This window comes from Fodinicurvata halophila, assembly GCF_042651425.1.
In the GTDB taxonomy this organism is placed as follows: domain Bacteria; phylum Pseudomonadota; class Alphaproteobacteria; order Kiloniellales; family DSM-21159; genus Fodinicurvata; species Fodinicurvata halophila.
Genome location: NZ_JBHSCW010000001.1, coordinates 157,847 through 179,619, shown reverse-complemented (window position 1 = coordinate 179,619; position 21,773 = coordinate 157,847). Strand labels below are relative to the sequence as shown.

General features: G+C 64.6%; 15 protein-coding genes and 1 tRNA gene. 11 read left to right on the top strand and 5 right to left on the bottom strand.

Translation table 11 applies throughout. The annotated features are described in order from the left end of the window. Window positions 1-483: 483 nt before the first annotated feature. A complete protein-coding gene (dnaA, locus tag ACFOW6_RS00855) occupies window positions 484-1,986 on the top strand; it encodes a chromosomal replication initiator protein DnaA (RefSeq protein WP_382420183.1) in 1,503 nt (500 codons plus the stop codon). A 22-nt stretch (window positions 1,987-2,008) separates the two neighbouring features. On the opposite strand, the gene ACFOW6_RS00850 is transcribed toward dnaA, so the two are convergent. Further along, window positions 2,009-2,479 (bottom strand): GFA family protein, encoded by a 471-nt coding sequence (locus ACFOW6_RS00850; RefSeq protein ID WP_382420181.1) that lies wholly within the window; start codon window positions 2,477-2,479, stop codon window positions 2,009-2,011. Window positions 2,480-2,835: 356 nt separating this feature from the next. On the opposite strand from ACFOW6_RS00850, the gene dnaN reads away from it, so the two are divergent. The 4 genes from dnaN to ACFOW6_RS00830 all read left to right on the top strand — a co-directional run bounded on the left by dnaN (window position 2,836) and on the right by ACFOW6_RS00830 (window position 10,042). Further along, entirely contained in the window at window positions 2,836-3,954 is a 1,119-nt protein-coding gene (gene dnaN, locus ACFOW6_RS00845; protein ID WP_382420179.1) for a DNA polymerase III subunit beta, read from the top strand. A gap of 37 nt (window positions 3,955-3,991) precedes the next feature. After that, a complete protein-coding gene (gene recF, locus ACFOW6_RS00840; RefSeq protein ID WP_382420177.1) occupies window positions 3,992-5,209 on the top strand; it encodes a DNA replication/repair protein RecF in 1,218 nt (405 codons plus the stop codon). Window positions 5,210-5,253: 44 nt separating this feature from the next. After that, window positions 5,254-7,704 carry a DNA topoisomerase (ATP-hydrolyzing) subunit B gene (gene gyrB, locus ACFOW6_RS00835; RefSeq protein WP_382420175.1) on the top strand — a complete coding sequence of 817 codons (2,451 nt, stop codon included), beginning with the start codon at window positions 5,254-5,256 and terminating at the stop codon, window positions 7,702-7,704. Window positions 7,705-7,807: 103 nt separating this feature from the next. Then, window positions 7,808-10,042 (top strand): transglycosylase domain-containing protein, encoded by a 2,235-nt coding sequence (locus ACFOW6_RS00830; RefSeq protein ID WP_382420173.1) that lies wholly within the window; start codon window positions 7,808-7,810, stop codon window positions 10,040-10,042. Between the two features lie 20 nt (window positions 10,043-10,062). Here the strand turns inward: ACFOW6_RS00830 and gpt are convergent, their stop codons facing one another. Continuing rightward, on the bottom strand, window positions 10,063-10,539 hold the full coding sequence (gpt, locus tag ACFOW6_RS00825) for a xanthine phosphoribosyltransferase (protein ID WP_382420171.1): 477 nt from the start codon (window positions 10,537-10,539) through the stop codon (window positions 10,063-10,065). A 116-nt stretch (window positions 10,540-10,655) separates the two neighbouring features. After that, window positions 10,656-11,750 (bottom strand): hypothetical protein, encoded by a 1,095-nt coding sequence (locus tag ACFOW6_RS00820; protein WP_382420169.1) that lies wholly within the window; start codon window positions 11,748-11,750, stop codon window positions 10,656-10,658. Window positions 11,751-12,122: 372 nt separating this feature from the next. Here ACFOW6_RS00820 and ACFOW6_RS00815 point away from each other — a divergent pair. Continuing rightward, window positions 12,123-12,199: transfer RNA gene (locus tag ACFOW6_RS00815), tRNA-Arg, on the top strand. Window positions 12,200-12,282: 83 nt separating this feature from the next. Here the strand turns inward: ACFOW6_RS00815 and ACFOW6_RS00810 are convergent. Further along, entirely contained in the window at window positions 12,283-13,239 is a 957-nt protein-coding gene (locus ACFOW6_RS00810) for a carbon-nitrogen hydrolase family protein (RefSeq protein ID WP_382420167.1), read from the bottom strand. A gap of 491 nt (window positions 13,240-13,730) precedes the next feature. Next, entirely contained in the window at window positions 13,731-15,728 is a 1,998-nt protein-coding gene (locus ACFOW6_RS00805; RefSeq protein WP_382420165.1) for a DUF2075 domain-containing protein, read from the bottom strand. A gap of 290 nt (window positions 15,729-16,018) precedes the next feature. Between ACFOW6_RS00805 and ACFOW6_RS00800 the strand changes: the two genes are divergently transcribed. From ACFOW6_RS00800 to ACFOW6_RS00780, 5 genes are all read left to right on the top strand, one after another. Next, a complete protein-coding gene (locus ACFOW6_RS00800) occupies window positions 16,019-16,828 on the top strand; it encodes an IclR family transcriptional regulator (RefSeq protein WP_382420163.1) in 810 nt (269 codons plus the stop codon). 151 nt (window positions 16,829-16,979) lie between these two features. Continuing rightward, complete coding sequence (locus ACFOW6_RS00795) at window positions 16,980-17,975, top strand: thiamine pyrophosphate-dependent dehydrogenase E1 component subunit alpha (protein WP_382420161.1); 996 nt, start codon at window positions 16,980-16,982, stop codon at window positions 17,973-17,975. A 1-nt stretch (window position 17,976) separates the two neighbouring features. Further along, entirely contained in the window at window positions 17,977-18,960 is a 984-nt protein-coding gene (locus tag ACFOW6_RS00790; RefSeq protein ID WP_382420159.1) for an alpha-ketoacid dehydrogenase subunit beta, read from the top strand. A gap of 25 nt (window positions 18,961-18,985) precedes the next feature. Next, window positions 18,986-20,719 (top strand): thiamine pyrophosphate-binding protein, encoded by a 1,734-nt coding sequence (locus tag ACFOW6_RS00785; protein WP_382420157.1) that lies wholly within the window; start codon window positions 18,986-18,988, stop codon window positions 20,717-20,719. A 48-nt stretch (window positions 20,720-20,767) separates the two neighbouring features. Next, on the top strand, window positions 20,768-21,754 hold the full coding sequence (locus ACFOW6_RS00780; protein WP_382420155.1) for a TRAP transporter substrate-binding protein: 987 nt from the start codon (window positions 20,768-20,770) through the stop codon (window positions 21,752-21,754). The last annotated feature ends 19 nt before the right edge of the window (window positions 21,755-21,773 follow it).

Genomic DNA, 21,773 nt, shown 5'->3' with positions numbered 1-21,773 from the left:
CATGCCTGGCATTCCCGTCTTGCAGGGCTGTCGGCTCCACGCCTGTCAAGCGGGTGGAAGGATAAAATTTTTTCCAAGCGAACATGACGAAAATCTTTCGGCAATATGACAGCTTTGTTGGCTGTCGCTGAGAAGCGGTCTCAGCCGGCAGGCAATGTTCTGCAAACGGTCTCGTTGCCTCGCTCGAAGAGCACCTGTAGAGTATCCAATCCATTCAGCAGGCAGATAGTAAAAACTGCAAGCCTGAAGACAAAGATCAACGTCATTGAAGAGAAGAAGCGGTAGTTTCAGAGAAATTCCGCATGTCTTCTATGATGTTTCTAAGTAAAGGGAAATTAGTAACCGCCTGCTGATGCGCAAGTTCCCAGGAAGGGTGATGCGGATGTGTTTGCCGGCGCTGTGATTGGTGTTGAGTCCTTTGTTGAATTTGGGGCGACAGGTCGTGCTGATCATCAGGCGACTGCAGGGAGAAACGAGGTGCGCATGAGTGCTGGTCTGGAGGCAAAACAGGGGGAGCAACGGTTTCAGGAGGAAACCGGAGCGTATGAGGCCGGTCTTGCAGGCGACGACTATTCGGAACAATGGGCGCGCGTTCGCGGTCGCCTTCGTGCCGATGTGGGCGAGGCGGCCTTCAAGAGCTGGCTGAAACCGCTGACCCTGGTCAGCCTGCGTGAAGGCGTGGTGCGGATGTCGGTGCCCTCGCGCTTTATGCGCGACTGGGTTAGCAGCAACTATGCCGATCGCCTGCGCGGACTGTGGATGGAGGAGTTTCCCCAGGTCCGCCATGTGGAGATCGTCGTCCAGCCGCCTGCACGCCCCCAGAACCCGGAGAAGGCGCCGCGCGCTGCCGAGGCACCTGCCGCCGAGGCGCAGGGTGGTGGCGAGGCGCCAGAGGCCGCGGCCGGGACCAGGCGTTCGATGCCGTCCTCCGGGACCGATGACGAGGCGGAGCGCTGCCGCGACATCTCGGCGCCGCTGGACCCGCGCTTTACCTTCGAAAACTTCGTGGTGGGCAAGCCCAATGAGCTGGCCTACGCCGCCGCCCAGCGCGTGGCCGAGGCCGACGGCGTGCCCTTCAACCCGCTGTTCCTCTATGGCGGTGTGGGCCTGGGCAAGACCCACCTGATGCATGCCATCGCCTGGCACATCCGCACGCGCACGCCCTCGAAGCGGGTGATCTATCTCTCGGCCGAGAAGTTCATGTACCAGTTCGTGCGGGCGCTGCGCACCAAGGACACCATGGCCTTCAAGGAGCAGTTCCGCTCGGTGGACGTGCTGATGATCGACGACGTGCAGTTCATCGGCGGCCGTGAGGCCACCCAGGAGGAGTTCTTCCACACCTTCAACACCCTGGTCGACAACAACCGCCAGCTGATCATCTCCGCCGACAAGTCGCCGTCCGACCTGGAGGGAGTCGAGGAGCGCATGCGCTCACGCCTGGGGTGGGGCCTGGTGGCCGACATCCATCCCACCACCTACGAGCTGCGCCTTGGCATCCTGCAGTCCAAGGCGGAGCAGCTGAGCGCGCCGATTCCCTCCAAGGTGCTGGAATTCCTGGCGCACAAGATTTCGTCCAACGTGCGTGAGCTGGAAGGGGCGCTGAACCGCATCGTCGCGCATGCCACGCTGGTCGGCCGGCCGGTGACCCTGGAGACCACCCAGGAGCTGCTGGCGGACCTGCTGCGCGCCAGCGACCGCCGGGTGACCATCGAGGAGATCCAGAAGCGCGTGGCCGAGCACTACAACGTGCGTGTCTCGGACATGTCCTCGGCGCGGCGCGCCCGAGCCGTGGCCCGGCCGCGCCAGGTGGCCATGTATCTCTCGAAGCAGATGACGGCGCGCTCCTTGCCCGAGATCGGGCGCAAGTTCGGCGGGCGCGACCACACCACGGTCATGCATGCCGTGCGCAAGGTCGAGGAGCTGAAGGCCACTGACAACGGCTTCGCCGAGGACGTGGACATGCTGCGTCGCATGCTGGAGGGCTGAGGCCGCGCCCCGGTCGCCTCACTCAGCGCACCAGTCCCCGGCGCTCGTGCCACTCGGCCAGGCTCTCCTCGGGATAGCCATCGAAGCGTTTGTCGTTCTCCCGCACGTCGGGCTCCACCCAGCCGGCCTTGCTGTCCAGCAGCAGGTGCACCCGTTCGGGGGGCACCGGCAGCTTGGTGTCGATGGCCGATGCGAAGGGATGCACCAGCTCGGGCCAGCGCGGGTCATGGACCCAGAGCGCACTGGCGCAGGTGCCGCAGAAGTGGCGCTCGCCCGGGCTTTGCGTGCCGTCGATGCGGGCGTGGTAGACCCGCTTGTGCTCGGCCCCCGTGACTTCCAGCGTATCAGCTTGCGCGCCGATGTTGATGGCGTAACCGCCGCCGCCGGCGGTCTTGCGGCAGATCGAGCAGTAGCAGCGCTGGTAGGGATAGGGATGCGGGGACTCGACGCGGAAGCTTACCGCGCCGCAGTGACAGGACCCTTCGAGCAGCATGAGAAACCTCCTTGTGAGTGTGAGAGCAGGGCCCTTCGGGGAAGGCGTCTCCCCCGAGGGCCTGCCGCACAGCCTGCCCCGTTGCGGGCCTCGGGTCGAGGCCCTCTCGACCGCCGGAGCGTGCCCCCGGCGATGTGTCGTTCCCGGGGAGGGGACCACCGGCGGCCCTGTGCGCTTTGCACTGCAGTAAGGCTGGGAAATTCCTTACGGAATCGGGGTTTTGTGTTATAGTGCCGCCAATCCGCAAGGGGCGCTTTCGTGCCCGGGCGGACCCCATGAACAGAAACGGGCGCCAAGCCAGGTCCTTTCCAGGTATTCTGTCCGTATTCCCAACGGTTTAGTCATTCAGAGACGCTATGAAGCTGACAATAGAACGCGCAGCCCTTCTTCGCTCGCTGGCCCACGTCCAGTCTGTCGTCGAACGGCGGAACACCATTCCGATCCTGTCCAACGTCCTGCTGGATGCGCAGGAGGGCCGACTGGGCCTGACCGCGACGGACATGGATCTCACCATCGTCGAGCATACGACGGCCAATGTGCAGGAGGCCGGCGCCACCACGGTGTCCGCCCATACGCTCTATGACATCGTGCGCAAGCTGCCCGACGGCAGCGAGGTGGAACTGGCCGCCGCCGGCGACGACGGGCAGCTGCGCCTGCGCGCCGGACGCTCCAGCTTCGCGCTCTCCACGCTGCCGCGCGAGGACTTCCCTGCGATCGGGCCCACGGACCTGCCCAATGTCTTCACGCTCCAGGGCGGCGAGGCCAAGAACCTGATCGACCGCACGCGCTTTGCCATCTCCACCGAGGAGACGCGCTATTACCTCAACGGCATCTACGTGCATGCCGCCAGCAGCGGCGACCTGCAGGTCCTGCGCGCCGTGGCCACCGACGGCCACCGCCTGGCGCGCTTCGAGATGCCCCTGCCCGAGGGGGCGCCCGGCATGCCGGGCGTGATCGTGCCGCGCAAGACGGTGAACGAGCTGCGCAAGCTGATCGACGAGGTCGAGGAGGGGATCGAGGTGGCGTTGTCCGACACCCGTATCCGCTTCACCTTCGGCAACACCATGCTGACCTCGAAGCTGATCGACGGCACCTTCCCGGATTACGAGCGGGTGATCCCCAGCGGCAACGACAAGACCATGTCGGTGGACTGCAAGATCTTCGCCTCGGCCGTTGACCGCGTGTCGACGATCTCCACCGAGAAGAGCCGGGCGGTCAAGTTGTCCCTGGGCGACGGCGCCCTGACCCTCTCGGCCGCCAGCCCGGAAAGCGGCAGCGCCGAGGAGGAGGTGGCCATCCAGTACGACGGCCCGCCCATCGAGATCGGATTCAACTCACGCTACCTGCTGGACATCGCCCACCAGATCGAGGGCGAGGGCGCCGAATTCACGCTTGCCGATTCCTCCTCGCCGACGATCGTGCGGGATGTAGCCGACACCAGCGCGCTCTATGTGCTGATGCCGATGCGGGTCTAGGCGGCCGAAGGCGCGGCGGTGGCCGCGACGGCATGTCATGATGGGAAATCCGGCGATTCAAGGCGAGAACGAAAGGTCCGAGCGGACAGGCCGTGGCCCGGCCGAGGGGCGTGCTCTCTGGCTGGAGCGGCTGACGGTCACCGCGTTCCGCAATTTCGCGCAGACCGAGCTGCGCTGCGACGCGCGGCCGGTGGTCCTGCTGGGCGGCAACGGTAGCGGCAAGACCAACCTGCTGGAGGCGATCTCGCTGCTGGCGCCCGGCCGCGGCCTGCGCCGCGCCCGGCTGGGCGATCTCAGCCGCCGCAAGCCCGGCAACGAGGCGGAGGGCGATCGTGCCTGGGCCGTGGCGGCGCGGGTGCATACGCCCGAGGGCCCGCGCGAGTTGGGCACCGGCCTGGATCCGGCCAACGAGGCGGGGCGCGAACGCCGGCTGCTGAAGCTGGACGGCGAGTTCGTCTCCAGCCAGCAGGCCTTCGGCGAAATCGTCTCGGCCGTCTGGGTGGCGCCGCACATGGACCGGATCTTCCAGGAATCGCCGTCTTCGCGCCGGCGCTTCCTGGATCGCCTGGTCTACGGTTTCGATCCGGCCCATGCCGGACGCATCGCCGCCTACGAACATGCCATGCGCGAGCGCTCGCGCCTGCTGCGCGAACAGCGCCGGGATCCGTCCTGGCTGGGCGGGCTGGAACGCACCATGGCCGAGAAGGCCGTGGCCATTGCCGCGGCCCGGCGCTCGCTGGTCTCGCGCCTGGCGGCGGCCTGCGAGGAAACCCACGGCGCCTTCCCGGCCGTAGGCCTGGCGCTGGTCGGCGACGCCGAGAGCTGGCTGGACGAGATGCCGGCGGTGCAGGTGGAGGAACGCCTGCTGCGCCGTCTGGAGGAGAGCCGGCCGGCGGACGGCGAGACCGGCGGGGCGGCCTGCGGCGCCCATCGCTGCGACCTGGCGGCCAGCGACCTGGAGCGCGACATGCCGGCAGCCTTCTGCTCCACCGGGGAACAGAAGGCCCTGCTGCTGTCGCTGGTCATGGCCCACACGCGGCTGCTGTCGCTGGAACGCGGGACCGGCCCGCTGCTGCTGCTGGACGAGGTGGCGGCGCACCTGGACGCCGGACTGCGCGAAGCGCTCTATGCCAGCATCCTGGACCTGGGCGTCCAGGCCTGGATGAGCGGGACGGACAGCGGTCTGTTCTCGGCCCTGGGCCCGGACGTCCAGCGCTTCCACCTGCGCGAGGGCCTCGTCCTGCGCGAGGCGTGAGCGCCGAGTTCATTCATTATCCGTATCAGTAAAGAAGACAGATCATGGCCACTTCCGACGTAAACGAAACCCCCGAGACCTCAGGCGAAGACGATGCCTACGGCGCAGGGTCCATCAAGGTCCTGCGCGGCCTGGAGGCGGTGCGCAAGCGTCCGGGGATGTACATCGGGGACACGGACGACGGCTCCGGCCTGCATCACATGGTCTACGAGGTGGTGGACAACTCCATCGACGAGGCGCTGGCTGGCCATTGCGACCTGGTGCTGGTCCAGCTGAACGGCGACGGCTCGGTGACGGTCAACGACAACGGCCGCGGCGTGCCCGTGGACATCCATGCCGAGGAGGGGGTCTCCGCAGCCGAGGTGATCATGACCCAGCTGCATGCCGGCGGCAAGTTCGACCAGAACTCCTACAAGGTCTCCGGCGGCCTGCACGGCGTGGGCGTGTCCGTGGTCAACGCGCTCAGCACCTGGCTCGAGCTGCGCATCTGGCGCAACGGCAATGAGCATTACGTGCGCTTCGAGGACGGCGAGCCGGTGGAGCCGCTGCGCGTGGTGGGTCCCGCCGACGGCAAGCAGGGAACCCAGATCGATTTCCTGCCCTCGCCCGAAACCTTCACCAACATCGAATTCGACTTCGGGGCCCTGGAACATCGCCTGCGCGAGCTGGCCTTCCTGAACTCCGGCGTGCACATCAAGCTGGTGGACAAGCGCCATCCCGAGCCGGTCGAGGTGGACCTGCACTACGACGGCGGCATCGAGGCCTTCGTCAACTACCTGGACCGCAGCCGGCACCCCCTGCTGGAAAAGCCGATCCAGATCAGCATGGAACGCGACACCGTCACGGTCGAGCTGGCGATGCAGTGGAACGACAGCTATCACGAGACCATGCTGTGCTTCACCAACAACATCCCGCAGCGCGACGGCGGCACGCACCTGGCCGGTTTCCGCGCCGCGCTGACCCGGCAGGTCAACAACTATGCCCACGAGGCGGGCCTGCTGAAGAAGGAGAAGGTCAGCCTGACCGGCGACGACGCGCGCGAGGGCCTGACCTGCGTGCTGTCGGTGAAGGTGCCGGACCCCAAGTTCTCCAGCCAGACCAAGGACAAGCTGGTTTCATCCGAGGTGCGTCCCATCGTGGAATCGGTGGTGAACGAGAAGCTGCAGCAGTTCTTCGAGGAGCACCCCAACGAGGCCAAGCGCGTGGTGAGCAAGGTGGTCGAGGCCGCCAGCGCCCGCGAGGCGGCGCGCAAGGCACGCGAGCTGACCCGCCGCAAGGGCGTGCTGGACGTGGCCTCGCTGCCCGGCAAGCTGGCCGACTGCCAGGAGCGCGACCCCACCAAGTCGGAGCTGTTCATCGTCGAGGGCGATTCCGCCGGCGGTTCGGCCAAGCAGGGCCGCGACCGCAAGTACCAGGCGATCCTGCCCCTGCGCGGCAAGATCCTGAACGTCGAGCGCGCACGCTTCGACAAGATGCTCTCCAGCCAGGAGATCGGGACCCTGATCACCGCGCTGGGCACCGGCATCGGCCCCGAGGAGTTCAACCTGGCGAAGCTGCGCTATCACAAGATCATCATCATGACGGACGCCGACGTGGACGGCAGCCACATCCGCACGCTGTTGCTGACCTTCTTCTTCCGGCAGATGCGCGAGCTGGTGGATAACGGCCACCTCTACATCGCCCAGCCGCCGCTCTATCGCGCCAAGCGTGGGGAGTCGATGACCTACCTGAAGGGCGACCGCGAGATGGAGGAGTACCTGATCCAGAACGCGTTGAACCACACCGCCCTGGTGCTGTCCGACGGCACCCAGATCGCCGGCGAGGACCTGGCGCGCCTGGTGCGGCGTGCGGTCAAGGCGCGCCACCAGATCGAGACCATGGTCTACAAGGTGGGCTCCTATGAGGTGATCGAGCAGGCGGCGATCGCCGGTGCGCTGGACCCCGAGATCCTGGCCGACGAGGACAAGGCGAACGAGGCGGCGGCCTATGTCGCCAAGCGCCTGGACACCCTGGCGCCCGAGCACGAGCGCGGCTGGACCGGCGAGAGCGACCGCTTCGGCGGCCTGGTCTTCACCCGCGTGTTGCGTGGCGTGCCGGAGAAGCGGCACCTGGATGCGACGCTGGTTTCTTCCAGCGAGGCACGGCAGCTGAAGGGCATGCGCGAGGAGTTGTGGGAGGTCTACAAGACCCCCGGCGTGCTGACCGGCAAGGATCAGGAGAAGAAGGTCTATGGCCCGGTCTCCCTGGCCGACGCCGTCCTGGCCTGGGGCAAGAAGGGCGTGTCGGTGGCCCGCTACAAGGGACTGGGCGAGATGAACCCGAGCCAGCTGTGGGAGACCACGCTGGATTCCGAGGCGCGCTCGCTGCTGAAGGTCAAGGTGGCCCATGCCGAGGACGCCGGCCTGATCTTCGAGACCCTGATGGGCGACGAGGTGGAGCCGCGCCGCGAGTTCATCCAGACCAATGCCCTGCAGGTTTCCAACCTGGATATCTGAGGGTTCGGCACCGGGACTCGGCAGCGGGACCTCTGTCCGAATGCCACGAAGTTGCCTTATGGCGCCTCTGGTCTTGCCCGGATTTCTGTCCTAAAGAGGAAGCATGACGAAACGCGGGACCTCTTCGGAGTCGGACAGGGACCTGGCGGGCGAGCGCAGGACGCGCTCCCAGCGTGGGGGAAAGGCCGGGGCCGCGCGCAAGGCCGGCTCCCCTTCGGCCGCCAAGAAGCCCGCCCGCCGCACCGCCGCGGCCAAGAGCGCCGGCGGAAAGGGGCGCAGCGCCGGCGGCCGAAATGGCGGCCGGGGAAATGGTGGCCGTGGGAATGGTGGCGGACGCCGCGGGGCGAGCCCGCACGGCAATGGGCGCCGCTGGCTCAAGACCACCGCGAAGCTGGCCGCCATCGTCGCCGTCTGGGGCGTCATCCTGCTGGGTTCTGTGGTGGCCTATTATGCCTATGACCTGCCCGATGTCAGTCGCATCGCGGATACCGGGCGCCGGCCCAGCGTCCAGGTGGTCGATGTCACCGGCCGCCCGCTGGCGGCCTTCGGCGAGGTCTATGGCGAGCCGCTGAGCGTGGCGCAACTGCCGCCGCACCTGCCGCAGGCGGTCATGGCCATCGAGGACCGGCGCTTCTATGACCATTTCGGACTGGACCCCGTGGGCCTGCTGCGCGCCACCTACGTCAACCTGGTGGAATGGGACGTGGTGCAGGGCGGCTCCACCATCACCCAGCAGTTGGCCAAGAACGTCTTCCTGTCCTCAGAGCGCACCTTCGAGCGCAAGGTGAAGGAGCTGATGCTGGCCTTCTGGCTGGAACGGCGGCTCAGCAAGGACCAGATCCTGGCCCTCTACCTCAACCGGGTCTATTTCGGTGCCGGCACCTATGGCGTGGACGCCGCGGCCCGGCGCTATTTCGACAAGTCGGCGCGCGAGGTCACGCTGTACGAGGCGGCGATGATCGCCGGCCTGCTGCGCGCGCCCTCGCGCTACAACCCCACCAACAATCCCGAGCTGGCACACCGGCGCACGGCGCAGGTGCTGGATGCCATGGTGGCCGCGGACTTCGTCAGCCGGGCCGAGGCCGAGCAGGCGCTGGAGGACGGCAGTTCCGCCGAGCCAGACCTGCGCAAGACCGGGCGCTATTTCGCCAGCTGGGCAGCCTCGCAGATCGGTGACATCGTCGGCCCGCTCAGCCAGGACGTGACCATCTCCACCACGCTGGACCCGGAGATCCAGAAAATCGCCGAACAGGAGGTCGAGCGCCTGCTGAAGGCCGAGGGCGAGGCGAAGGGCGCCGACCAGGCAGCCGTGGTGGCGCTGTCCCACGACGGCGCCATTCGCGCCATGGTGGGCGGGCGCTCCTGGGACAGCAGCCAGTTCAACCGTGCGGTCCAGGCCAGCCGGCAACCCGGTTCGGCCTTCAAGCCCTTCGTCTACCTGGCCGCCTTCGAGAACGGCCTGGCCCCCGACACCCGCGCCACCGATTCGCCGGTGCGGGTCTCGCTGCCCAGCGGTCCCTGGAGCCCCGGCAACTACGGCGATCGCTATTACGGCGAGGTGACCCTGCGCGAGGCCTTCGCCCGCTCGCTGAATTCCGTGGCCGTGCAGCTGATCATGGACGTGGGGCCGCAGAGCGTGGTGGACACGGCCGAGCGCCTGGGCATCGAGTCCGCGCTGAAGCCCAACCCCAGCCTGGCACTGGGCACTTCGGAGGTGAACCTGCTGGACCTGACGGCGGCCTATGTGCCCTTTGCCAACGGCGGCCGGGGCATCTGGCCCCATGGCGTGCGCCAGGTGACGGGCCAGGGCAACGTGCTGCTCTATCAGCGTTCGGGCGAGGGGCCGGGCCGCGTGATCGAGCCCCGGGTGCAGGCGGCCATGGTCGACCTGTTCCGCGCCTCGGTGGAATGGGGCACTTCGCGCGCCGCGGCGCCGGGCCGGCCGGCCGGCGGCAAGACCGGCACCACACAGGATTCGCGCGATGCCTGGTTCATCGGCTTCACGGCGGAGCTGGTGGTCGGCGTCTGGGTCGGCAACGATGACAACACCGTGATGCAGGGGGTCACCGGCGGCGGCCTGCCGGCGCGGCTGTGGAACGCCATCGTCACCCGCGCGCTGGAGGGTGAGCCGGCCCGGCCGCTGATCCGCGAGGCCCAGCCGGTGGTCGCCCGCAACCAGCAGCCCGCCCAGCCCGAGAGCCAGGGCAGCGGCAGTGGCGGCGTGGGCGGCTTCCTGGACGACCTGATCGGCCGGCTGACCGGCAGCGAGCCGACCAGCGACTCGGAGCGTGTGCGGGAGCGGGATCAGGAACGCTGGGAACAGAACATGCGGCGCTGAGGGCGGCGCCGGATCCAGTCTTATCGCCGGGCCAACGGAGGCACGGCCTGCATGTCGGTGTCCCAGGGGAACAGGATCCAGGTGTCCTGGCTGACCTCTGTGATGAAGCTGTCCACCAGGGGCCGGCCCTCGGGCTTGGCATAGATGGTGGCGAAGTGCGCGTTGGGCAGGCGCTCGCGCACGGCACGCGCGGTCTTGCCGGTGTCCACCAGGTCGTCGATGATCAGCCAGCCCGTCCCGTCGCCCTGGACGTCCTTCAGCACCACCAGCTCGCCCTGGACCGTCTCGTCATAGCTGGCGATGCAGATCGTGTCGATCAGGCGGATCTCCAGCTCGCGCGCCACGATGGCGGCGGGCACCATGCCGCCGCGGGTGATGGCGACAATGCCCTCGTAGGGGCCGTTGCCCATCAGGCGCCAGGCCAGCGCCCGGGCGTCGCGGTGCAGTTCCCACCAGGAAACGGGGAAGGTCTTGGCTGGAATGTCGCTGGGGCTCACGCCGTCGGCCTCCGTGCTGAGCGGGTCGGATGATGGAGCAGGGGCATACGCCAACTCGTCCGGCAAGGCAATGGCGCGCTGTCCTCGGCGTGCTCTGGCTCGCGGGCGCGCTACGCTCAGCGGATGTAGACGTGCACCTCGCCCTGGTCGACCAGGGGCGAGTTGGTGGCCGAGAGCGACAGGCGTTCCGCCGGCAGGCCCATGGAGGCCAGTGAGCGCAGGACGCGTTCGCCGTCGCGGCGCGTGCGGTTGGTGGCCAGCGCGCTTTCCCCCTCGCTGTCGCCTTCGGGGGCCACGGCCAGCACGTCGAAGCCGGCGTTGGGCCGGCGCTCCAGCACCTGGTTCACGGCGTTGTAGAGCTCGGGCTCATAGCGCGTGTTCTCGTCCCGAAAGGTGATGATGGCCAGCGGCCGTTCCTGGCCCAGGCGCCCGGCTGCGCCGTCGGGGGAGGGCGGCTGTGCCTGGCCGTAGATGCGGTTCGACAGGCTGACGCCCGTGTACTCGCCGTTCTCGATGGCCACCGACAGGGCGTTCAGGTTCGAGCGCTCGGTCGACAGATAGGAGGTCTGGCGCTGGATGTCCTCGGTCAGTTCGCTGTCCAGGCGGTCGACCAGCACCGCGGTCTGGTTGGCCGCGTCCTCCAGCACCGTCAGGTGATCGTGATCGGCGTCCACGGCGCCGGACAGCGTGAAGGTGGAGCGGATGGATTCCAGCAGGTAGCCGGTCTCCGACGCGGTGGAGGAGACCTCGCTGGACAGCGAATTCATCCGCTGGATGCTCTGGTCCACGTCGCCCAGTTCGCTCTGCGCCTCGTTCCACTGCGAGACCAGACGCGGGTTGCCGGGCGTGGTGCCCACCTGCAGCTTCGCGTTGATGTCGCTTTTCAGGGCGTGATAGCTCTGCGCCGACTCCCGGGACTGGCGCCGCTGGGCCTGCAGGGCCTCGTTCTGTTCGCGGATCTGGGCCTGGATGTCGGCCAGGTCGGCGCGCAGCGACTGCACCCGCTCGCCCACCTCGGTGCCGGTGGACTGGAAGGAGGGGACCCCTTCGGGCTCGAACGTCCCGGTCCCCAGGACCAGGGGGCTCTGGATGCCGCCGCCGTTTGCGGAGCCTCCGGTTTGCGATCCGGGATCGCCGCCCAGCGTCGTGCATCCGGCGATCAGGAACAGCGCGCTGACGGCGCCGATAATGCGACCTTGGAAAAATGACATGTTTTAATTCAACCCCGAACCCCTGGCTTTTGTTGCCGTCCGCCGCACACGACTGCCTGCCTTGTTACGACCCCGGCAGTACGGGATGGACGCACGGACGCCTCCCCGAAAGGTGCGCTGATGGTACTTTATGGAGTCAAGCGGAACAAGACTGATTTCCCCTTTCGAATCCGCGTCCTGCAGGAAAGCGGCCGGGGTGTGGCGGACATGCGTCTCCACCGCAGCGGTTGTGCGGTGCAGGCTAAGGCGCAAAAAAACTTCAACAAGCGGCTTGTCCGCCCCCCGTCCTTTTGTTAGATACGCCCATCCCGATGACCACGGCCCGCAACCGGCCGCTCGGGACCGTCCCGCCAGAGATCACGCGGACAGCAAGCGCCCGTAGCTCAACTGGATAGAGCACCTGACTACGGATCAGGAGGTTGGGAGTTCGAATCTTCCCGGGCGCGCCATTTTCCGCCGCTTCAGAACAAAACTGGGCACCACAGGTTCGGCGTCATTGCGAGCGGCAACCGCCAGACCAGGTCAGGTGCCTCTATGGGTGTGGACCGTCTGGATCGACAAAGGACGCCGGAGGCTTCGCGCGCCGATCGATCTCCAGCCGGAACAGATCCGGCCGGCCGTAATGCCCGGCGACATCGAGCGACCTGCGCGCGCTTCGTGCGGCTTCGGCGTCGATTGTGGCATAGAGGATGGCCTTTTCGCGGTGCAGCGGCCCGGCAACGACCCCGCCGAAGGGCTTCACCACGACGGCGTCGCCAGGATTGATCCATTCCTCGTCCTCGAACAGCACCTCGCGATCCGGGAAGCTTGCCGGGACGTCGGACCCGGTAAGCGCGGTCGCAGAGCTCAGCACCCAGCAGCCGCCCTCGCGCGCGATGTGGTTCATCGTCGCAAGCCACGTCTCGCCATTGTCCCAGGTCGGGGCGACATAGATGTTGATGTTTTGGGCATAGAGGGCGAAGCGGGCAAGCGGCATGTAGCTCTCCCAGCAGATCAGGCAGCCGATGCGGCCAACGGGCGTATCCACCACACGCAGGCCACTTGCATCGCCGAAGCCCCAGACCATGCGCTCCGGATTGGTCGGCATCAGCTTGCGGTGACGATTGAGGATCGCGCCATCGTCGCCGATCACGACAACGCTGTTGAACAGGGTCGAGCCGCTGAAGGCGGAGTCAATCTCGTGCATGCCCATCACCACGACCATGCCGTGCTCCGCGGCAGCCTTGCACAGCCGGTCGAGCCCGCCGCCGTTGATATCGACAGCGTTGCGGCGAAGCTCGGTATGGAGCCTGTTGCCGAGCGCCATGTCGCCGCCTGGCCGCAGCCGCCAGATCCAGGTCGGATAGCCGGGCAGATAGGCTTCCGGGAAAACGATCAGCTTCGCGCCTTCGCCGGCCGCTTCGGCGATCGTTTCAATGGCGCGCTCGAGCGTCGCGTCAAGATCAAGCAAGACTGGCGGCTTCTGTGAAATGGCGATTTTGGCTTCCATGATCGGTCCCTCTCGTTATTTCGCGCCGGGCCACAACGAGCTCGCACGGGCGTTTGATCGTTCCGCCCTTCTCGAAGGCGGAAAAGCACGTCCTCGATCTTCGACCATGCTGCCTTTGCGTCCTGTCTAATCGAGCCCCGCCAGCATCTGGTGAAGGGCGCCGAAGGACCTCTTCTCGAAGCGTACACAGTCTGCGGCGGAAAAGCGCGCTGATACGCTACGAGATGTCCGGATTATTAGCGGTAGCGAGATTTGGCTAAATCCCCTGCGGAGCGCTTCAAACGGGCTCCCCTGCGCAGAAATTAAAGGACGGAAACAGCTATATACGCGTTCCCAATTTCATCCTCTCCGGCGCGCCATTTTCTTCAGTGCCCTAGCAGCGATTGTTCTTTCCACGGAACGATAGCAAGCAAGAGTCATGACAGGATATAGCTCTGCAGTAGGACGGGCGTGTAATTCTGATGCGGGATCAAATGCACTCCTGAAAGTTCTTATAAAATTTTAATTCCACAAGAACGTAAAAAAGTAAAAGTTTCTTCATAATACTCAGGCAGTCGAGTATAGTCTTCAAAGTCACCTTCTGGAATATAAATTACCATACCCTGACGTGCCCGTGTCAAAAGGACACGATATGCATTGGCAAGATAGGTTCGACGAAAATCATCTTTGATGTTTTGCCACTTAGTGCCGCGAAAATCATAATAATTCCAAGCATCATTAACACGTCTGAAGTCTGCGTCCCAGCAAACGCCTGCCCAGTCTAGTTCTAAACCCTGAATATCAAATTCGGTAGCAACGTCCTCTAGGTAGTACGAGGACCGAATATCTTCTTTTCCATTTAAAAACCAATTTGCAGGGTCAATTTTTGCTTTGACGTGAAGGCCGTCTGGTTTCAGGCGAATGGCACCTGATGAGGCAACAAGCCCAAGACGTTCGGTGCCACGTGCATGATTGCGTAACCACTGACGCGCCTTATTTAGATTTCGAGTTACTGCCATTGGATACTGAGGCAACTCTTGGCCCAATGATCGTGCTTTGGTCGCGTCCCCTTCAATTATGGCGCCAACAAATTCTGAGAGCTTTTCCGCTCGATAAGACCTTACAGAGATGGCGAGGTGTAATGCTTCGACTGCTGTAGAGTTTAGGCCCAAAAGTTTAGCCGAAAGATTATGGCCCCAGCTATAGTCTGGGTGAGTCAATTGTCCGGAATGATAAATACACCAATGTGGAAAATGTTTTTGCAAGGCCTCAAACCATTCAATTAAACCGGCTTCTCCTGTATTAATTTCTTGTCCACCCCCTATTAGGCATATAATTGTGGCCCAGTCATCACGGCGGTCCATAAGATTAATCAAGAACTCAGGTTCTGACATATTAAACGAGGCTTCTCCTCGTTTTTGCTTCATAAATCTCTCAGCGTGTGGCTTATTCCAGGCTCTTTGTGCCTCGTCAAAGACTACCACGTGCTCAACGGGTGGCGCCTGAGAACGAAGCCCCTCGTCACGAAAGTGATGGATGTTTTGAATAAATGTGCTGACTTTCTTAAGCGCAGTTTTTTTATCAATCGGTTCAATGCTCGTCTTGCTACGATCAACTTCATCCCGTGCTAACGCCTCTCTTAAAACAGTCACCAGTGGACCATTCCCGGAGAGGAAGACAGCATGTTCCTCATGACCTTCTTCTTTTTGCGTTGAAATATTCAGTCCAGCCAGTGTTTTCCCAGCACCCGGTACTCCGGTCACAAAGCAGATCGCCTTTTGGTTGTTGAGGCGAGATTTATGAATAATCTCGTTTAGCTTCCGGGTGGTCTGTCCAAGATTTATTGCGCCCGAATCAGAACGAGATATCTCTTCAACATTATGGCCTTGGTAGAGAGCTTGCGCGGCCTCAACAATCGTTGGGGTAGGTTTATAGTTTCCCTCTGACCATTCATCTAGAGAGTCGTCTTTATCTTCAGCAAAACCATAAGTCCTTATGGAAGCTTGGTTTAGGTTCTCTGCCGCGTGCCGGATAACTGATTTTAAATCCTCTCCGTTTGAAAGCAGAGGAATGGCCACCTGGTCACTATACCAATTCAGCCGCATATCCCTTTTTGGTGCAGCGGTTGCTATAACCACCGGCACTATTGGCCTATCGTGGCTGTACTCATGAAAATTTTTGAGATCGAGCGCATAATCAAGCGCTTGATCTATGGCATGGCGGTCGTACGTATCGGCGCCAACTTTGTATTCAATGACAAATATGATGCCAGCGTATAGAAATATCGCATCTACGCGCTTTCCCATTCTTGGTATTGAAAATTCCAGAAAAATCTTACCGTATGGAAAAATATTAAGTTGATCCTTAATATTTTTTATCTGAAATAGCCATGAATATTTTTGTTGTATATCAAGTGAAAAATGGTGATTCTGTGTTAATTTACCAAGTATACTTTCTTCTGACTCTTCAAAAAAATTGTGAATAAAATTACTATAATAATATCTTTTCATTATTTTACTGAGTTGCTTTTGATGGAAGTCCTAAGGTGATTTATAAATAATTAAAATTATATTAATATCCCGCAAATTTTTGCCCCCATTTTGAGAGGGCTTATACCTGTCCTTTCGATAGGTATCCTTTTAATTCCAGTATTGAGTGGAGCTTGTAGAAAACTTTTTCATCCAATGGGGCTCGCATCCAAGCGATGGGGCTCGAGGTGTCTCAACGCATAAATTGCATGCAATCCTGTAAAAAGGTACAGTTCGTTCCGTATTGCGGAACACACTGAAGTGATGGGGGCATGGCGGATACGGGCGAGCAATCGACGGTCAAGACGGTGGATCGCGTGGCACTGGTGCTGCGCGCCCTGGAGCAGGGGGGCAGCGACGGCTGCCGCCTGTCCGATATCGCGGAGCGTACGGGCCTGGGCAAGACCACCACGCACCGCCTGCTGTCCGCCCTGGTGGCCGTGGGCTTCGTCGAGCGCGGGCCGTCGAGCCGGCTCTATCGCCTGGGCTTCGGCCTGTTCTCGCTGGGCATGGCGGCGCGCCGCTTCGACGTGATCGAGCTGGCCCGGCCGGCCCTGCAGCGCCTGGCCGAGCGCACGGGCGACACCGTCTTCCTGTCCGTGCGCGCGGGCGACGAGGCGCTGTGCATCGACCGCGCCACCGGCAGCTATCCCATCAAGACACTGACGCTCAACGTCGGCGACCGACGGCCGCTGGGCGTGGGGGCGGGCAGCCTGGCCCTGCTGGCCTTCCTGGAGGACAGCCAGGTGGAGCGCCTGCTGGCGGCGAACGCCGCGGCGCGGCGGCCCTATGGTGCCTTCGACGACGAGAGTCTGTGGGGCATGATCGTCCGGGCGCGACAGCAGGGCCATACCTTCAACGACGGGCGCATCGTCAATGCCATGAACGCGCTGGGCGTGCCCGTGCACGATGGCGAGGGCGACGTGGTGGCCGCACTGTCCATCGCCGCCATCCGCGAGCGCATGAGCGCGGAACGGGTGGACGAGCTGCAGGCCCTGCTGAAAGAGGAGTCCGCGGCCCTGTCGCAGCAGATCGGCCGAGCCGCCCCCTCCTCGCCACCGGAGATGGCACTGCTTTCCTGACGGACGTCGGGGCCCGGTGCCTTTTCGCCAGCAAGGCGGTTGACGCAGCTGTTTGTTCCGTTTTACGGTCTTTCAAATTCCGCATAACGGAAGCCAAAACCGCCCACAGAAGAAGGCGGTCCTTGGAAGATGCAACAGGGAGGTTGGCGTCTTGTCCTATCCCGCCAACAGGCTCGATACCGAGCGTTACGAGGGATTCTTCCGCCAGATGTGCCGGATTCGCGCCTTCGAGGAGGCGGCGATCCGCTCGCTGGACGAAAAGCTGGTGCTGGGGGCGATACACCCCTCGATCGGCCAGGAAGCCATCGCCGCGGGCATCTGCGGCAACCTGGCGTCCGATGATATCATCCTGTCCACCCATCGCGGCCACGGCCACACCATGGCCAAGGGGGCCGATCCCCTGGCCATGATGCGCGAGCTGTTCGGGCGCGCCGGGGGCAACTGCCAGGGCAAAGGCGGCTCCATGCACATCGCCGACTTCGGCGTCGGCATGCTGGGCGCCAACGGCGTCGTGGCGGCGAACATCAACATCGCCGCTGGAGCGGCGCACGCCATCAAGCTGAAGGGCGAGAGCAAGGTCGTCGTCTGCTTCTTCGGGGACGGGGCGATCAACCGCGGCCCCTTCCTGGAGGGCCTGAACTGGGCCGGCGTCTTCGAGCTGCCCATCCTCTTCGTCTGTGAGGACAACGGCTTTGCCGCCACCACCCGCACCGCGGCCATGAGCGCCGGCGCCGGACCGGCGGCGCGCGCCGAGGCCATCGGCATTCCGGCCGAGCAGCTGGACGGCAACGACATCGTCGAGCTGGACCAGGTCTCCGCCCGGCTGATCGCCGAGGCGCGGGGCGGCAAGCCCCGCATGCTGGTGGCCTCGACCTATCGCCTGACCGGCCATACCGCGACCGATCCGGCGGCCTATCGCCCCAGCGAGGAGGTCGAGGAACGCTGGCAGCTGGATCCCATCGCCCGCTGCCGCCAGCTGCTGGAGGCCGCCGGCGTGGGTGCCGCGACGCTGGAGGACATTGCCGCCCAGGCCAAGAGCGAGATGGACGGCGTCTACGAGCAGGCGAAGAACAGCGACTGGCCGGACGATGCGCTGGCCCATGCCGACGTCCAGGATGTCGGCGATCCCCGGCAGGGAGCCTTCTGACATGGCCCGGACGAGCTATATCGATGCGGCACGGCTGGCGCTGGCCGAGGAAATGCGCCGCGACCCGATGGTCTGGGCGCTGGGCGAGGACCTGGGGCGCGGCGGCGTCTTCGGGCAGTACAAGGGCCTGGCCGAGGAGTTCGGGGCCGAGCGGATTTCCGATGCGCCGATCTCGGAATCCTGCATCCTGGGTGCGGCCGTAGGTGCGGCCATGATGGGCACGCGGCCCGTGGTGGAGATGCGCTTTTCCGATTTCGCGCTCTGCGCCATCGACGAGCTGGTCAACCAGGCGGCCAAGGCACGTTACATGTTCGGCGGCCAGACCCGGGTGCCCATCGTGGTGCGCGAGCCCATGGGCATCTGGCGCTCCTCCGCCGCCCAGCATTCTCAGTCGCTGGAGGCCTGGTACGCGCATATCCCGGGGCTGGTGGTGGCCGTGCCGGCGACGCCGGCGGACAACCACGCTCTGCTGAAGGCGGCGATCCGCTGCGACGATCCGGTGGTCTACCTGGAGCACAAGAACCTCTGGCCACTGGAAGGCGAGGTGGAGGCGGACGCCGGCCCGGCGGAGTTCGGCAAGGCGCGCCGTCTGCGCGAGGGCCGCGACCTGACCATCGTCAGCTGGTCGGCCGCTGTGCACAGCGCGCATGAGGCGGCCGAGACCCTGGCCGGCGAGGGCATCGAGGCGGAGGTCCTGGATCTGCGCACGCTCTGGCCCTGGGACCGCGACGGCGTGCTTTCCAGTGTCGAGCGCACGGGGCGCCTGCTGGTGGTGCACGAGGCGGTGCAGGTTGCGGGCTTCGGCGCCGAGGTGGCGGCCAGCGTGGCCGAGCAGCTGCACGGCGCGCTGAAGGCACCGCCGCGGCGGCTGGCGGCCCCGCGCATCCCCATCAGTTACGCCCCCAACCTGGAAAACCAGGTCCGGGTGACGGCCGATGACATCGCGCAGGCGGCGCGGGACATGACGGCCGTCGAGACCGCCTGAGAAACACAAGGGAACCCTGTCGAAGATGACATCCAACAGCGAGATGACCGGCGGCGAGGCCATCGCCCGTGTCCTGAAGGCCCTGGAGATCGGGCCGATGTTCGGCATGGGCGGGTTCCAGCTGCTGCCCTTCTATGACGCGGCGCGCCGCATCGGCCTGAACCACAACCTGATCAACGACGAGCGCTGCGCCGTCTTCATCGCCGATGCCTATGCCAAGGTGACCGGGCGCGTGGGCGTCTGCGACGCCACCCTGGGCCCGGGGGCGACCAACCTGGTGACCGGCCTGGTGGAGGCGCTGAACGCCGGCTCGCCGCTGGTGGTCTTCGTCGGCGACACCCATCGCGGGCATTCCTGGAAGAACATGACCCAGGAATCGCGGCAGACCGAGATCCTGCGCCCGGCCTGCAAGGACCTGATCCGCATCGAGGTGGCCGAGCGCATTCCCGAGCTGGTGCGCCGCGCCTTCGCGGTGGCGACCTCGGGCCGGCCCGGGCCGGTGATCGTCGACGTGCCGGAGGACATCTGCCACGCCGAACTGGTCTTCGACATGGCCGATCTGGAGGCGGACCCGGTGCATGCCGCCGCGCCCGCCGTCCGCTGCCGCCCGGCGCGGGAGGATCTGGAGCGCGCCCGCGACCTGCTGGCCGAGGCGCAGAAGCCGATCATGCTGTGCGGCGGCGGCGTGCACATCAGCCAGGCAGCCGACGAGGTGCAGCGACTGGCCGAGGCGCTCAACCTGCCGGTCGCCCACACCATGACGGGCAAGGGCGCGATCGCCTGTACCAGCCCGCTGAACGCGGGGCTGTTCGGACGTTATGACCGCATCGCCAACACGCTGATCGAGGAATCCGACTGCATCCTGGTGGCCGGCTGCAAGCTGGGCGAGATCGCGACCAAGCGCTACAGCGTGCCGCCGGCAGGCAAGACCTTGATCCACCTGGACATCCTGGCCGAGGAGTTCGACCGCACCTTTCCCGCCGACCTGCGCCTCTGGGGTGACGTGCGCGAGGGCGTGCGCGACCTGCGCCTGAGCCTGGAGGCGCGGGGGAGCGAGATCCGCAGCCGCCAGCAGGGCTATGCCGACGAGGTGGCCAAGCGCATGCAGACCTGGCGCGCCTCGGTGGACGAGCGCCTGACCTCGACCGAGGTGCCGATCAACATGGCGCGGCTGATGCACGAGCTGAACCAGCGCCTGCCCGCCGAGGGGATCCTGGTGGCCGACGGCGGGTTCGCCGCGCACTGGGGCGGCCTGCTCTACGACACCAAGCAGGCCGGGCGCGGCTTCGTGCCGGACCGCGGCTTCGCCTCCATCGGTTACGGCCTGCCGGGCGCCATGGGCGCGGCCCTGGGTGCGCCGGGCCGGCCGGTCGTGGGCCTGACCGGCGACGGCGGCTTCAACATGACCATGGGCGAGCTGGAAACGGCGCGCCGCCTGGGCCTGCCGCTCACCGTCATCGTGGTGAACAACGCGGCCTCCGGCTACGTCAAGGCGCTGCAGCACCTGATGTACGGCGCCGGCAGCTATCAGTCCAGCGACCTGGTCGAGGTGAACTACGCCGACGTGGCCCAGTCCCTGGGCTGCCGCGGCATTCGTGTCGAGGCCCCCGACGAGATCTCGGGCGCCCTGGACAGTGCGCTCTCGTTCCGCGAGGGGCCGAGCGTGCTCGATGTCGTCGTTACCCGCGACCCGGCCAAGATGCTGCCGGGCGTGGACAACCGCGCGGCCACCGTACGCAAGGGGGACCGTGTCGCCTGACAATAACAACAACAACGATCAACCATTTCCCTGGGAGGAAACAGGACCATGAAGCAAGTTGGAAGCATACTGGCGCTCGCCGCCCTGATCGGGATGAGTGCCCCCGTTGCCGCGAATGCGGAAATTTCGGAAACGGAACTGCAGTTCGCCCACGGCTATCCCGAGGGCAACATCTGGACCCGGACGGCCAAGCGCTATGCCGATGCCATCGAGGAACGCACGGACGGCAAGGTCACGGTCTCCATCGCCGGCGGCGGCAGCACCGGCAGCTGGGACGAGGCCATCGAGGCCTTGCAGATCGGCACCAACGACATGGTGCTGGAATCGGTCGGCACCCTGGATCGCTACGATCCGCTGCCGGGTGTCGAGGCCTTCCCCTATCTCGTGCGCAACCTGGATCATTTCCGGTCGATCTATTACGGCGATGTCGGGGATGAGTTCTTCGATGCCGTGGAAGAGGCCACGGGCTTCAGGATCATCGGAGCCGGCTATCGCGGAGCGCGTAAGCTCTCCGCCAACCAGCCCGTCGAATCGATCGAGGACCTGGAAGGCCTGAAGCTGCGCGTGCCGCCGTTGAAGATGTACCGGCAGACCTGGGAGCACCTGGGGGCCGATCCCGTTCCCATGCCCACGGACGAGATCTTCACCTCGCTGCAGCAGGGTGTGGTCGACGGCCAGGAAAACCCGCTGGAATACATCTATTCGGCCAAGTTCTACGAGGTCCAATCGCACGTCATCAACACCAACCACGTGATCGGTGCGATGACCTTCATCTTCGATTCGGCGACCTTCGAGTCCTATCCCGAAGAGCTGCAGGATATCCTGGTCGAGGAAGGCCGCGAGGCCATGCTCTGGGCGACCGACGAGATGGTGGCGCAGGAAGAAAACTATCGCGAGCAGCTGGAAGCGGAAGGCGTGGAGTTCATCTCGGTCGATCTCGAACCCTTCCGCGAGGCCGTCACGCCGATGCGCGAAGAATTCCCCGAACTGAGCGAATGGATCGAACGCTTCGCCGAAGTCGGGGATAACGAATAAGTCGCGTCCGGGTCCAAGG